We start from the raw sequence: 12,594 nt of genomic DNA on the forward strand, positions 1-12,594 counted from the left end.
AGGGGTGGCGTCCCTTTGTCCTACGGCTAAACGGCTGCCTTTAGTAGTGCGGCGGCCGTTCGTCGCCCATGACAACCCCGCCGCTGCCATCTTGTTCCCGAGTGGCTTCCCGCTCCATCAGCATCTGAACACGGCGGGTCAAAAGCGCAATCTCGGTGTCCTGGCGGGCCACAACGTCACTCAACTCCTCGACAGTGCGAGTGAGATGGGCAATCTTTTCTTCAAGCTGTTCCATAGCTGCGGCATAGGCTGTGACCCTTTGTGGGTCAAGCGACGCCGCGTTTTTCTTGCCTGTTTCTGGTGGGACGCAACAGTGGACAAAGGGAGGTAAGTCATGACTGTTTTGGTACAGACCAGAGGTCGGGTGCGCATCATCAGCATCAATCGCCCGGAGGTTCGCAACGCCGTGAACCCGGATACCGCCGCCGCGCTGTATGAGGCTTTTCTGACCTTCGAGGCGGATGACGGCGTTGATGTTGCTATCTTGACCGGTGGGCAAACGGCTTTCTGCGCTGGGTTTGATTTGAAGGCTGCGGCTGGCGATCTTGGGGCTGACTGGCAAAATACCATCGCTATTCCCGACGATTGGCAGGACGCCCAGGATCAGCCCATTCCAGGCCCGATGGGGCCATCCCGCCTGATGTTGTCCAAGCCGGTGATCGCAGCGGTCGAAGGTCATGCCGTGGCCGGTGGGCTGGAGTTAGCCGCATGGTGCGACATGCGCGTGGCGTCAGAGGCGGCGGTGTTTGGCGTGTTCTGCCGCCGGTGGGGCGTGCCGTTGATTGATGGCGGCACTGTGCGGTTGCCGCGCATTCTGGGGCAGGGCCGCGCCAACGATCTCATCCTCACTGGGCGTCCTGTGTCTGGTGAGGAGGCCCATCACATTGGAGTGGTGGATCGACTCTGTCCAGAAGGTCATGCGCTAGAAGAAGCTTTGGTTTTGGCGGAAAGCCTGACGCGCTTTCCGCAAGCTTGCATGCGCGCGGATTTTCTTTCGGCGCGTCCAAGTGGCACGAATTTGGCGCAGGCGCTGCGACGGGAATGGGCCTCGTTTGAAGCTTTTGCCACCGAAGGCCAAAAAGGCGCGGCGCGCTTTGCGGCGGGCAAAGGTCGAGGCGGCGGGTTTTCAGACATCTGACCTGAGCCGCAACAACAGCGCACCTTGTGGTAAGATGTGGCCGGGACACAAGCACCCGCACCACCGCAAAACAGTCGTGATACCGACGTAATACCGACGTCGAAATGGGAGGTTAACACGCCAGAACCGACGCAACGGCAAGGCCAAGTTGCGCGCCGTTTGACGCCGCGTCGGGCGTGACAAAGGCACTGCTTTACGTTTTGGTCAACTTAAATGACGAGGCACCTTGGAGGCACCTATGACCCAGTACCCGCACATGCTCGCCCCGCTTGATCTGGGCTTTACCACCTTGAAAAACCGCGTCCTTATGGGCTCGATGCACACCGGCCTGGAGGAAACCAAAGACTGGAACCGCGTGGCAGAATTCTACGGTGAACGCGCCCGCGGCGGCGTTGGCCTGATCGTCACCGGCGGCATGGCCCCAAGCCGCGAAGGTGGCGTCTTCCCCGGTGCGGCAGGCCTCTTCACCGACGAAGACATCGCCAACCACAAAATCGTAACCGACCGCGTCCACGCCAGCGGCGGCAAGATTGCAATGCAGATCTTGCACGCCGGTCGCTACGCTTATGGGCCGGAGTGTGTCTCTGCCTCTCCGGTGAAATCTCCGATCTCACCTTTCCCGCCAAAAGAACTGGATGAAGAGGGAATTGAGAAGCAAATTCAGGACTTTGTCACCGCCACAACCCGCGCACGTGAAGCCGGCTATGACGGCGTGGAGATTATGGGGTCCGAGGGCTATTTCCTCAACCAGTTCATCGTCACCCACGTGAACAAACGCACGGATCGCTGGGGCGGCTCCTACGAAAACCGCATCCGCCTGCCCATCGAAGTGGTGCGCCGCTGCCGCGAGGCTGTGGGCGAGGACTTCATCATCATCTACCGCTTGTCGATGATTGATCTGGTGCCCAATGGCTCCACCCACGAAGAGGTGGTGCAGCTCGCACAAGAGATTGAAAAAGCGGGCGCAACCATCATCAACACCGGCATCGGTTGGCACGAGGCGCGTATTCCGACCATCGCCACCTCGGTCCCGCGCCGCGCCTTTGCCTGGGTGACCAAGAAGTTGATGGGCAAGGTGAGCATCCCGGTGATCACCTCCAACCGCATCAACACGCCAGAAGTGGCTGAAGAGGTTTTGGCCGAGGGCTGTGCCGACATGGTCTCCATGGCGCGGCCGTTTTTGGCGGATGCCGGTTTTGTTAACAAAGCCGCTGAGGGCAAGTCCAACCAGATCGCGCCTTGCATTGGTTGTAACCAAGCTTGCTTGGATCACACCTTTGGCGGCAAGCTCACCTCTTGTTTGGTGAACCCGCGCGCCTGCCATGAAACCGAATTGGCCATTCCGACCTCTGAAACCGTAAAGAAAATTGCCGTTGTTGGGGCGGGACCAGCGGGTCTCTCTGCGGCCATGACCGCAGCACAGCGCGGCCACAAGGTCACTCTGATTGATCGTGCTGACAAACTGGGCGGGCAGCTCAACGTTGCTAAACAAATCCCAGGCAAAGAGGAGTTCTGGGGCTTGGTCGACTGGTATGAGGCAATGATCGCCGAGCTAGACATTGAGGTTCAACTCAACACCGAAGCCACAGCCAACACTTTGGCAGGCTACGACGATGTTATCATCGCAACTGGCATTGTGCCACGTGATCCCGGCATCCCGGGGCAGGATCGCCCCGAAGTGCTGTCCTACCTTGATGTCCTGCGCGACAAGAAGCCCGTTGGCAAAAAAGTCGCCGTTGTTGGTGCGGGCGGCATCGGTTTTGATGTGTCTGAATTCCTTGTGCACGAAGGTGCAAGCCTGACAGAAAACCTGCCGGAGTGGATGGTGGAGTGGGGCGTCACTGACCCTGCTGAGCACCGTGGCGGTCTCGCACCAGAAGGCCCGCAGCCGCATCCTGCGGCGCGTCAGGTTACGTTGATGCAGCGGAAGGCCAAAGCGCTGGGCAAAGGTCTGGGCAAAACCACCGGCTGGATTCACCGCGCGGCGTTAAAAATGAAAAACGTCGAGATGCTGGGCGGCGTGAACTATGAGAAAATTGACGACGACGGCCTGCACATTTCCTTTGGCGAAGCGCGGGACAATCCACGGGTGCTGGATGTGGACAATGTGGTGATCTGCGCTGGCCAGGTTAGCGACCGCTCTCTGGCAGACGCGCTGGAAGCCGAAGGCGTGACTTGCCACGTGATCGGTGGTGCAGATGTGGCGGCAGAGCTGGACGCCAAACGCGCCATCAACCAGGGCACCCGCCTTGCGGCCACGCTGTAAGTCAGACGCGATAGAAAACACGAAGGGCGCCATCGGCGCCCTTTTCCCTAGCCACAAAAAAAGAAGGCCCGGACAGTTTTGCCGGGCCAAGGTGCTTTCATAGAAAGCCAGGGGAAAATTCGAATATTACCAGTCAGTCGGTCCTTTTTCAGCAAAGGCATGGACCAGGAAGTCGATGAAGGCGCGGACCTTCGGCTGGGTGAAACGACCGGGTGGGTACACGGCATAGATGCCTTGTGTCTCCACCGGCAGGTCCGGAATGGCCTCTTCCACCAGTCCTTGCTCCATCGCATCCGCGTAGAGGAAGCTTGGCAGGTAAGCGATGCCCAGGCCGGCCTGAGCCGCGTTCAGCAAGGATTGTCCGTCGTTCACCGACAGCCAGCCCGCGGTGCGCACCTGGCGCTTCTCGCCGGATGGTGCGGTCAGCTTCCACACCGCGCCATTGGATTGGCTGGAGTAATGTAGCAGCTTGTGGTGGTTCAGATCGTCAATCTTCTCCGGGCGGCCGTATTTCTCAAAATAGGCCGGAGAGGCGATCATGCGTTTGGTGGTCTCGGTCAGCTTGCGGGCCCGCAAAGTGCTGTCTTCCAACTCGCCAATGCGAATGGCCATATCAAAGCCTTCGGAGATCAGCTCTACATAGCGGTTGTTCAGCACCATGTTGACGGTGATGTCCGGGAACTCGCTCAAGAAATCGCCCAACACAGGCGAGAGGTGGTTCACCCCAAAATCCGTGGCCACAGAGATGCGCAGCAAGCCCGAAGGCGCCGATTGCATCGAGGTCACAAGCGCATCCGCTTCGCCCGCGTCGTTCAGAACGCGACGGGCGCGGTCATAATAGGCCAAGCCAATTTCGGTTGGCGAAACACGCCGCGTCGTGCGGTTCAGCAAACGTGCGCCCAGGCGTGCCTCAAGTGAGGACACATGTTTGGAAACGGCAGATTTGGAGATGCCCATCTTCTTTGCGGCATCTGTAAATCCACCCTGATCCACCACAGTGGCGAATGCTTCCATTTCGGTCAGGCGATCCATGTTTCGATCCTCTAATGTCTTCCTTGGGGACAAGATATGCCGGTGAAATCGGGCAGGAAGAGGGCAGATGCCGGACAATGTTGCGGTTTTGATGGGATCGTTTTTGTCTTGGAAACGGGGAAACGATGCGTTTCTCAGGGCTGCGCATCTGACTAATGCGCGTCGTTCGGCTCAAAAAGCGCATCGCCAAGCCGTCGCGCCGACTCCTGCAGAAAGCCAACCTGCGCTATTGCATCTGTCAATGTCATGCGCGGCGTTGGTCCGTGATAGGCAAGCGCTGCAATGAATCGCCCGCGTGCATCCTTGACCGGTACGGCAATGGCGACCATGCCGTCCATGAACTCTTCGCGGTCTAGTGCAAAACCGTCCCGCGCTATTTGCGCCAACTCTGACAAAAGACTGTCCGCTGTCAAATGTGTGGCCTCTGTGCGCGGTTCCAAAGTCAGGGACGCCACCATTTTCCTTCGCGCGGTTGGCCCCAGGCTCGCCAGGAAGCACTTGCCGCTGGCTGAGCAGTGAAACGGCACTTCGGTGCCCACAGGCAGTTGGATGCGAAATGCCCAATCGGTTTCCACCCGATCCAGATAGCGCATACCGGTGTCTTCCGGCACCACATAGTTCACGCTCTCGCCGACGGTCTGAGACACGGTTTTGAGAATTTGGTGGCGGAAAATGTGGTCTCGCGAATTGTGAAGCAGCCCCGCGCCCATCTCTCGCAGGCGTCTTGCGACCTGGTACTTTCTTGAGGTGCCGCGCCGCACCACAAAGCCGTTGTCCTCCAGCGTGGCACACAACCGGTGCACGGTCTGTTTTGGCAATTGTAATGATTCATTGATTTCTGTGGCGGTCATTGCCCGATCACTTTTCCCGAGGATCTCTAAGATCAACAGGGTGCGCAGGTTGGTCGGGATACGCTCGGAGGTTGCCATGTCTGTATGTCCGCAAAATTTGTATTGGAGCTGGTTTGAAAACACTGTAGCCTCAATTTTTGCAAAAAAACAGGACATCTAGTCTCATTTTTTGGCATTTTGCGATTTTTAAAAATGCGAGGTGAGAAAATGCGGACATATCTTAAGAAGGCACTGCTGAAACCGGAAACGGAAGCGGCGGACATTCAGCAAGCGGTAGCAACCATCTTGGCCGATATCGAACGCGGGGGAGATGCGGAGGCGCTGGCCTATGCGGCCAAGTTTGACCGATATCCTGGCCCAACGCGCGTGACGGATGAGATGATTGCGCAGGCCGCCGCGCAGGTGCCGCAGAAGCTAAAAGACGACATCCAATTTGCCCATGACAACGTGCGCCGTTTTGCCGAATTGCAAAAGGCCACGGTGCAGGATTTTGAGGCCGAACTTCTGCCAGGGTTTGTTACAGGCCAGAAGTCCATCCCAGTGGATGCCGCTGGCTGTTACATTCCCGGTGGCCGCTACAGCCATATTTCCAGCGCCATCATGACGGTTACCACCGCCAAAGTCGCCGGCTGTCAGCACATCACAGCGTGTTCGCCGCCGCATCCGGACACCGGCGTTGCACCCGCCATCCTCAATGCGGCGCATGTGAGTGGCGCGGATCAAATCCTTGCCATGGGCGGCGTGCAGGCCATCGCGGCCATGACCTTTGGTCTGTTTGGTCTGCCCAAAGCGCACATTCTGGTCGGGCCGGGCAACCAATATGTTGCAGAGGCGAAGCGTCAGCTGTTTGGGCGGGTCGGCATTGATATGGTGGCTGGCCCAACCGACAGCTTGATCCTCGCGGATGCCACAGCGGATCCGCATATAGTGGCCACCGATTTGGTGAGCCAGGCGGAGCACGGCTACAACTCCCCGGTCTGGTTGGTCACCAACTGCAAGGTGCTTGCCGAGGCCGTTCTGGACGCGGTCCCCAAACTGATCACAGCCCTCCCGGAGCTCAACCGCATCAATGCCGAAGCCGCATGGCGCGACTATGCTGAGGTCATTTTGTGTGACACCCGCGAAGACATGGTGGCAACGTCAGATGAATATGCCCCAGAGCACCTCACCGTTCAGGCCGCCGATCCCGAATGGTGGCTATCCTCGTTGACGTCGTACGGCTCTTTGTTTCTGGGGGAAGAAACCACCGTTTCCTATGGGGACAAGGCCGCTGGCACCAATCATGTGCTGCCCACATCCCGCGCGGCGCATTATACGGGCGGCCTGTCGGTGCATAAGTACATGAAGGTCGTGACGTGGCAGAGGGCCACGCGCGAGGGTTCCAAAGCGGTGGCGCAAGCCACAGCGCGCATTTCTCGTCTGGAAGGTATGGAAGGCCATGCCCGCGCAGCAGATGCGCGGCTTGCCAAGTACTTTCCTCAGGAGACTTTCGACTTAACTGCCAGCGATCGCCCGTAGTGGGGGGAGCTTTTCGCTTAGAGCAGCGGAGAAAACAAACGTGTAATGGGCGCGCCAATCTGGATGTGCAGCGGTTGCTCACTTAGGGTTTTGTCCAGGAGGAAAGACTTGGCAAAGTCGGTCTTGAACATGTCTTCCAGGTCGTCAGCTGCACGCGCATCAAACATAACAGCCATGGTTTCGAAATTTAGAACAAACGAGCGGTTGTCCATGTTTGTCGTTCCCACCGCCGCGAGGCTGTTATCTACCAAAACGGCCTTCTGGTGCATGAACCCATCTGTAAAGCGCCAGATTTGTGCACCGGCTTCACGCACTTCGTCAAAATAGGCAAAGGCAGCGAGCCAAACTGTTTTGTGGTCAATATTGTCTGGCACGAGAATCCGCACGTCGATGCCCTTGAGAGCCGCATGTTTGATCGCAGTCAGCACATGTACATCAGGCACAAAGTAAGGCGACGCGATCCAGACTCTTTCCTTGGCGTTTGCCAAAGCAGAGAAGAAGAACATCGCCCCGGTTTCCAATTTGTCACCAGGTCCGGTTGGCACAATTAGGCCCGCCATATCCTCATCGGCTCGACCGCTTTGCCAATTCAGATCAGTAAGTAGATTTTCCTCGGTGGTCCAATGCCAGTCCTCGGCAAAAATCAACTGGAGCTGACTGACCACCGGCCCTTTTAGCCGCACGTGCGTGTCCCGCCAGTTGCCAAACTTCGGGTTTAACCCGAGATACTCGTCCCCAACATTAAGCCCACCGGTGAAGGCCGTGGTGCCATCAATCACAACCGTCTTGCGGTGGTTGCGGAAGTTCAGTTGAAAGCGGTTTTTGGGAACACGCATTTGCGACGGCTCAACAATCTGAGCGCCGACATCGCGCAGGGCTTGCCGGTATTCATGCCCGAGTTTGTGGCTCCCCACCGGATCATACAGCACACGTACAGTGACGCCGCGCTCCGCTGCCGCGATCAGGTGCCGCTGCAGGCGCTTGCCAAGTCCATCGCCATGAATGATGTAGAACTGAACAAGCACATAGGTTTGCGCGCTATCAATGGCGGCAAAGATCGCATCAAACGTCTCTTCGCCGTCAATCAAAAGCTCCATGGCGTTGCCACGTGCGACGGGTAGATCGGAAATCGCTTCAAGTGCTTTGGTCGGGAAAGTCGAGGGGACTTCCGGCTTCAGGGCTTCACTGACTTCCTGGATGCGCTCGATGATTTCCTCGCTGTCTCGTCGACCGGTCACATAGTGCTCAAATTTGTGGTGCCCTAAAAACAGATAGGCGGGCACGGCGATATAGGGGGCTGCGATCAGGAAAACGACCCAGCCTACCGAGCCTTGCGAGGTGCGAGAATACTTTACGGCACGCCAGGCCATCACCAGCGCGGTCAGCTCCAAAAGTACAAAACAGACAGCCAGAAATGTGGCCATAAAGGTCTCCTATATAGTAGGGCAGTCGCTGACCTGAGTGTCGTCTCCAAAAGCCTAGCGTACAGGCCTTGGTTGCGCCAACCGCGTTTTCACTTGTGTGCAGGACCAAGCAAGACAGCAAAAGGCAACTGGCCCAAAACGCAAATACTTCGGCAAAACGCTTGCCAGCCTTCCAAATGGGCTGTAAAGGGCGCGGGTTCCTTACTGGAATCTTGAGGCGGGGTGATTCCCGCCTTTTGGGTTCGATGAGGGTTTGCGATGGTCGCGGATCCTCCTCTCAACTCCAACGCCTAAAAAAGGCTGACGAAATGCAAAGTCAAAACATTCGCATTCGGCTGAAGGCTTTTGATTACCGTGTGCTGGACGCAAGCACTCAGGAAATCGTGAACACTGCAAAGCGCACCGGCGCGCAGGTTCGTGGCCCGATCCCACTTCCCAACAAGATTGAGAAGTTCACCGTTCTGCGTGGTCCACACGTAGACAAGAAATCCCGCGATCAGTTCGAGATCCGTACGCACAAGCGTCTTCTCGACATCGTAGATCCGACCCCGCAGACCGTAGACGCGCTGATGAAGCTCGATCTGGCGGCCGGCGTGGACGTACAGATCTCTGTTTAAGGAGTTTATCTGATGCGTTCCGGTATTATCGCAAAGAAAGTGGGCATGACCCGCTTGTTCATGGAAGACGGCAAGCAGATCCCTGTGACCGTTCTTTCCCTCGACGGCCTGCAGGTTGTTGCTCAGCGCACCGAAGAGAAAGACGGCTACACCGCCGTTCAGCTCGGCGCTGGCACTGCAAAAGCCAAGCGTACCTCCAAAGCCATGCGTGGCCACTTCGCAGCAGCGAAAGTGGAACCAAAGCGCAAGCTGGTTGAGTTCCGCGTTCCAGCAGACGGCCTGATCGAAGTGGGCGCGGAAATCTCCGCAGAGCACTTCCTAGAAGGTCAGAAAGTGGACGTTGCGGGCACCTCCATCGGTAAAGGTTTTGCCGGTGCGATGAAGCGCCACAACTTCGGCGGTCTGCGCGCAACACACGGTGTTTCGATCAGCCACCGTTCCCACGGCTCCACTGGTCAATGTCAGGATCCCGGTAAGGTTTTCAAAGGCAAGAAAATGGCCGGCCACATGGGTGCCGTACGTGTGACCACACAGAACCTGGAAGTTGTCAAAACTGACGCCGACCGTGGTCTTCTGTTCATCAAAGGTGCCGTACCTGGCTCCAAAGGTGGTTGGGTCTCCGTGAAGGACGCCGTGAAGAAGAAAGCTCCTGAAGGTCTGCCTTTCCCGGCAGCCGTAAAAGCAGCAGCGACCGAAGCTCCGGCTGAAGAAGCACCTGCGGAAGGTGGTGAAGCATGAAACTTGACGTGATCAAACTCGACGGCTCCAAAGCCGGTTCGGTTGAACTGTCCGAAGATCTGTTCGGTCAGGAACCACGTGCGGACATCCTGCACCGTGTGGTCCGTTGGCAGCGTAACAACGCACAGGCCGGCACCCACAAGGTAAAGACCCGTTCCGAAACTTCCTACTCCACCAAAAAGATCTATCGCCAAAAAGGCACCGGCGGCGCACGCCACGGTGACCGTAACGCGCCGATCTTCCGCGGTGGTGGCATCTACAAAGGTCCAGTTGTCCGTTCCCACGGCCACGACCTGCCAAAGAAGTTCCGTAAGCTGGGTCTGAAGCACGCGCTGTCCGCGAAAGCGAAAGCAGGCGAGCTGGTTGTGATCGAAGACGCCGCATCCGAAGGCAAGACCGCCGCTCTGGCCAAACAGGTGAAGAACCTGGGCTGGAAACGTGCTCTGGTCATCGACGGTGCCGAGGTCAACGAAGGCTTCCTGAAAGCATCGCGCAACATCGAAGGTCTGGACATCCTGCCAACGATGGGTGCGAACGTTTATGACATCCTCAAGCGTGACACCCTGGTGATCACCAAAGCGGGGATCGAAGCACTGGAGGCTCGACTGAAATGAGCGCTAAGGCAGAACACTACGATGTGATCCGCGCGCCGGTCATCACCGAGAAATCCACCATGGCGTCTGAGAACGGCGCAGTGGTTTTCGAAGTGGCGATCGACAGCAACAAACCACAGATCAAAGAAGCCGTTGAAGCTCTCTTTGGTGTGAAGGTCAAAGCGGTCAACACCACCATCACCAAGGGTAAAGTCAAACGTTTCCGCGGCCAGCTTGGCAAGCGTAAAGACGTGAAAAAGGCTTACGTGACCTTGGAAGAAGGCAACACGATCGACGTGTCCACCGGACTGTAAGATCCGCCTAAAAATTAGGGGCCGTCCGAGAAATCGGGCGGCCTCTTTCTTTTTGTGTTGAGATTTTTGCCCATCTGACTAGGTGTGGGGTAGTGTAGGTCATATTTTAAACCTTCAGGACAATACCGTGTATTCTCACACAATTTCATTTCGCGACGATGAGACATCGCGCACCAACGATCAACGAACTTTTCTGATCTTCGGGGTCAATCGCGGGGGTACAACAGCCACGGCCGGCGCGCTGCGTCGCCTGGGGGTTTTTCTCGGAGATGACATCGGTGGCAATCTTGAAGACAAGCTGTTTCGCAAGCGCCTCGGGCTGGACGCCATTCGCGCGACCGTTGCTAATCGCAATGCGAGCCATGACGTCTGGGGGTGGAAACACCCGCATCCGCATCAGTACATTGACGATCTTTTGCCGGATTTGCGCAATCCGCGCTTGATCCTTGTGACGCGGGATTTGACCGCCAACGCGGCTGGCGTGACCTCCTGGGACCGCGAAGATGTGGATAAGGCGCTGGCGATGTACTTGAGGCAGACCCAGAAAAACGCGGACCTGATCCGCCGGGTCGACTGCCCGGTTTTGTTGGTGAGCTATGAGAAACTCCTGATAAGGTCGGATCTCGTACTGCGCGATATGGCGCATTTCTGCGGCCTGACTCCGTCCTCTTCGGCATTTGCCCATGCGGTCGACTTCATCCAGCCCGGGTCTTATCAGCACGGCGAGGCTCAAGATTTGACGCTTGCCGAAAAACTGCGCCATCGCGGTAGCCGGATCAAAAGGGCGATCCTACGGCGTTAGGTTGCATCGCGGTGTTCCGCCGGGATTTCTGCGCGCGATGATGTCCATCAGGGTCATTGAATAATTCTCCTCCGGTTATGACCTCCGCCACATCTCTTCATTGGGCAGGCGAAGTCTGCTTCTCTATGTCTTTCGCCAAGGCGCATGACGAGAAAGGACAGAGAAATGAACACACAGGCTGAGTTGTTTGAGGCGGTACAGACGTATTTTGACGGGCTGTTTTACTGCGACAAAGAAAAGCTCGATGCGGTGTTTCACCCAGCGGCGAGCCTGTTTGATGTCGAGAAGGGCGAGATTTTCGCAGAGCCGATTGCGAGCTTTAATGCTGATGTGGGTGGCAATGCGGCCAACTCTCCACATGCGCTTGGACAGCAGATGGATGCGGAGATTTTGATGGTGGACTACCTGACGCCCCAAAGCGCCCTGGTCAAAATCCGCTTCCGCGCGCGGCGCAATGTGTATCAGGACCACCTGTCGATGCTGAAAGGCGAGAACGGTTGGCAGATCGTGGCAAAGGTCTGGATGCTGGAGAAGGTGATGGCGGAGATTTGAGAGCGCACGTCACAACGCGACATTGGTCATCCTGCCAAAAAGCATTCCGCGCCCAATTTAGCTATTCCTGTTTTCACTTCGGTTTGCGATGAGTAAACCGATGAAGAATTTGAGAAATGGAAGTTTCTCGGTTGGAAAAATGGAGCTTGAAATGCTTCCAAGACCAGTTCGGACGCTACTTTGGATAGTGTCCGGCGCCGTATTTTTGGCCGGTTACTTGGCCACATTTGCTAGCATCGGCGGTCCGAAATTTTTGCCGAGCCCTATGTGGGCCAAGGCTTCACTTTGGATTGTCCTTCCTTTGGGATTGCTCACAGGCGCTTTCCTTCTGCTAGAGATCAAAAGGGAAAAGGCAGGGCGGTTCAAAAACTTTGGGCCGTTGCGCAGAGCCTTTTTGTACGTTTTGACGGTATTGATTTGTTTTTGTTTTGCGTTGTTCGCAGTAACAAATGGCGTGCCTTTGCTATTATCGCAATACAAGGGGTCGCCGGTACAGTTCGAGTACATCGTCGCGGATCCAATTCCAAAGCGACGAAAATACTGCAAGAGCTCGATAAAACTGAAGGAACCCATTTTAGCGCTGGGTCAGATTTGTGGTGTTTCAGAAGAATTCGCCGCCGAGCTAGAGGATGGTTCGACGGTTTTGATTTCTGGGGAAGGCACCAAGCTTGGACTTTATGTGGAACAAATCCAAGTCATTAAAGGTGACACACTATAAGTGCTATCCAGCGCGAAACAGCGGCCGATAG

14 protein-coding genes are annotated in these 12,594 nt (G+C 56.6%); 10 read left to right on the forward strand and 4 right to left on the reverse strand.

What is annotated here, in order from left to right:
* Positions 1-40 precede the first annotated feature (40 nt).
* A complete protein-coding gene (locus MK208_RS09245) occupies positions 41-235 on the reverse strand; it encodes a SlyX family protein (RefSeq protein ID WP_294116114.1) in 195 nt (64 codons plus the stop codon).
* A 99-nt stretch (positions 236-334) separates the two neighbouring features.
* On the opposite strand from MK208_RS09245, the gene MK208_RS09250 reads away from it, so the two are divergent.
* Together MK208_RS09250 and MK208_RS09255 are read left to right on the forward strand one after the other, a co-directional pair.
* Complete coding sequence (locus MK208_RS09250; RefSeq protein WP_294116115.1) at positions 335-1,138, forward strand: crotonase/enoyl-CoA hydratase family protein; 804 nt, start codon at positions 335-337, stop codon at positions 1,136-1,138.
* Between the two features lie 238 nt (positions 1,139-1,376).
* The gene (locus tag MK208_RS09255; RefSeq protein WP_294116116.1) at positions 1,377-3,404 is read left to right on the forward strand and encodes an NADPH-dependent 2,4-dienoyl-CoA reductase; all 2,028 of its coding nucleotides are present in this window, start codon (positions 1,377-1,379) and stop codon (positions 3,402-3,404) included.
* Between the two features lie 126 nt (positions 3,405-3,530).
* Here the strand turns inward: MK208_RS09255 and MK208_RS09260 are convergent, their stop codons facing one another.
* Both MK208_RS09260 and MK208_RS09265 read right to left on the reverse strand, forming a co-directional pair.
* Positions 3,531-4,436 (reverse strand): LysR family transcriptional regulator, encoded by a 906-nt coding sequence (locus MK208_RS09260; protein WP_294116117.1) that lies wholly within the window; start codon positions 4,434-4,436, stop codon positions 3,531-3,533.
* Positions 4,437-4,588: 152 nt separating this feature from the next.
* Positions 4,589-5,365, reverse strand: coding sequence for an IclR family transcriptional regulator (locus MK208_RS09265; protein WP_294116119.1), 777 nt, complete (start codon positions 5,363-5,365; stop codon positions 4,589-4,591).
* Positions 5,366-5,494: 129 nt separating this feature from the next.
* On the opposite strand from MK208_RS09265, the gene hisD reads away from it, so the two are divergent.
* Positions 5,495-6,805, forward strand: a complete 1,311-nt coding sequence (gene hisD, locus MK208_RS09270; protein ID WP_294116120.1) for a histidinol dehydrogenase — start codon at positions 5,495-5,497, stop codon at positions 6,803-6,805.
* Positions 6,806-6,822: 17 nt separating this feature from the next.
* Here hisD and cls read toward each other — a convergent pair whose 3' ends face one another.
* Entirely contained in the window at positions 6,823-8,229 is a 1,407-nt protein-coding gene (gene cls / locus MK208_RS09275) for a cardiolipin synthase (RefSeq protein WP_294116121.1), read from the reverse strand.
* 308 nt (positions 8,230-8,537) lie between these two features.
* Between cls and rpsJ the strand changes: the two genes are divergently transcribed.
* From rpsJ to MK208_RS09310, 7 genes are all read left to right on the forward strand, one after another.
* Positions 8,538-8,846 (forward strand): 30S ribosomal protein S10, encoded by a 309-nt coding sequence (gene rpsJ, locus MK208_RS09280; RefSeq protein WP_044028221.1) that lies wholly within the window; start codon positions 8,538-8,540, stop codon positions 8,844-8,846.
* 12 nt (positions 8,847-8,858) lie between these two features.
* Complete coding sequence (rplC, locus tag MK208_RS09285; RefSeq protein ID WP_294116122.1) at positions 8,859-9,584, forward strand: 50S ribosomal protein L3; 726 nt, start codon at positions 8,859-8,861, stop codon at positions 9,582-9,584.
* Entirely contained in the window at positions 9,581-10,198 is a 618-nt protein-coding gene (gene rplD, locus MK208_RS09290; RefSeq protein ID WP_294116123.1) for a 50S ribosomal protein L4, read from the forward strand. The genes rplC and rplD overlap by 4 nt, the downstream gene beginning before the upstream one ends.
* On the forward strand, positions 10,195-10,491 hold the full coding sequence (locus tag MK208_RS09295; RefSeq protein WP_164644437.1) for a 50S ribosomal protein L23: 297 nt from the start codon (positions 10,195-10,197) through the stop codon (positions 10,489-10,491). The genes rplD and MK208_RS09295 overlap by 4 nt, the downstream gene beginning before the upstream one ends.
* Positions 10,492-10,618: 127 nt before the next feature.
* Complete coding sequence (locus MK208_RS09300) at positions 10,619-11,293, forward strand: hypothetical protein (RefSeq protein ID WP_294116126.1); 675 nt, start codon at positions 10,619-10,621, stop codon at positions 11,291-11,293.
* A 165-nt stretch (positions 11,294-11,458) separates the two neighbouring features.
* The gene (locus tag MK208_RS09305) at positions 11,459-11,845 is read left to right on the forward strand and encodes a nuclear transport factor 2 family protein (RefSeq protein WP_294116127.1); all 387 of its coding nucleotides are present in this window, start codon (positions 11,459-11,461) and stop codon (positions 11,843-11,845) included.
* Positions 11,846-11,933: 88 nt separating this feature from the next.
* Complete coding sequence (locus MK208_RS09310; RefSeq protein ID WP_294116128.1) at positions 11,934-12,563, forward strand: hypothetical protein; 630 nt, start codon at positions 11,934-11,936, stop codon at positions 12,561-12,563.
* The last annotated feature ends 31 nt before the right edge of the window (positions 12,564-12,594 follow it).

The sequence above is a fragment of the Shimia sp. genome, assembly GCF_022448905.1.
Lineage (GTDB): Bacteria > Pseudomonadota > Alphaproteobacteria > Rhodobacterales > Rhodobacteraceae > Shimia.

What these genes read in the sequence shown, in the direction of transcription:
- MK208_RS09310 (WP_294116128.1), top strand. Translation starts at nt 11,934, where the DNA reads ATGAGTAAACCGATGAAGAATTTGAGAAATGGAAGTTTCTCGGTTGGA.
- MK208_RS09305 (WP_294116127.1), top strand. Translation starts at nt 11,459, where the DNA reads ATGAACACACAGGCTGAGTTGTTTGAGGCGGTACAGACGTATTTTGAC.
- cls (WP_294116121.1), bottom strand. Translation starts at nt 8,229, where the DNA reads ATGGCCACATTTCTGGCTGTCTGTTTTGTACTTTTGGAGCTGACCGCG.
- MK208_RS09245 (WP_294116114.1), bottom strand. Translation starts at nt 235, where the DNA reads ATGGAACAGCTTGAAGAAAAGATTGCCCATCTCACTCGCACTGTCGAG.
- hisD (WP_294116120.1), top strand. Translation starts at nt 5,495, where the DNA reads ATGCGGACATATCTTAAGAAGGCACTGCTGAAACCGGAAACGGAAGCG.
- MK208_RS09260 (WP_294116117.1), bottom strand. Translation starts at nt 4,436, where the DNA reads ATGGATCGCCTGACCGAAATGGAAGCATTCGCCACTGTGGTGGATCAG.
- MK208_RS09295 (WP_164644437.1), top strand. Translation starts at nt 10,195, where the DNA reads ATGAGCGCTAAGGCAGAACACTACGATGTGATCCGCGCGCCGGTCATC.
- MK208_RS09265 (WP_294116119.1), bottom strand. Translation starts at nt 5,365, where the DNA reads ATGGCAACCTCCGAGCGTATCCCGACCAACCTGCGCACCCTGTTGATC.
- rpsJ (WP_044028221.1), top strand. Translation starts at nt 8,538, where the DNA reads ATGCAAAGTCAAAACATTCGCATTCGGCTGAAGGCTTTTGATTACCGT.
- MK208_RS09250 (WP_294116115.1), top strand. Translation starts at nt 335, where the DNA reads ATGACTGTTTTGGTACAGACCAGAGGTCGGGTGCGCATCATCAGCATC.
- rplC (WP_294116122.1), top strand. Translation starts at nt 8,859, where the DNA reads ATGCGTTCCGGTATTATCGCAAAGAAAGTGGGCATGACCCGCTTGTTC.
- rplD (WP_294116123.1), top strand. Translation starts at nt 9,581, where the DNA reads ATGAAACTTGACGTGATCAAACTCGACGGCTCCAAAGCCGGTTCGGTT.
- MK208_RS09255 (WP_294116116.1), top strand. Translation starts at nt 1,377, where the DNA reads ATGACCCAGTACCCGCACATGCTCGCCCCGCTTGATCTGGGCTTTACC.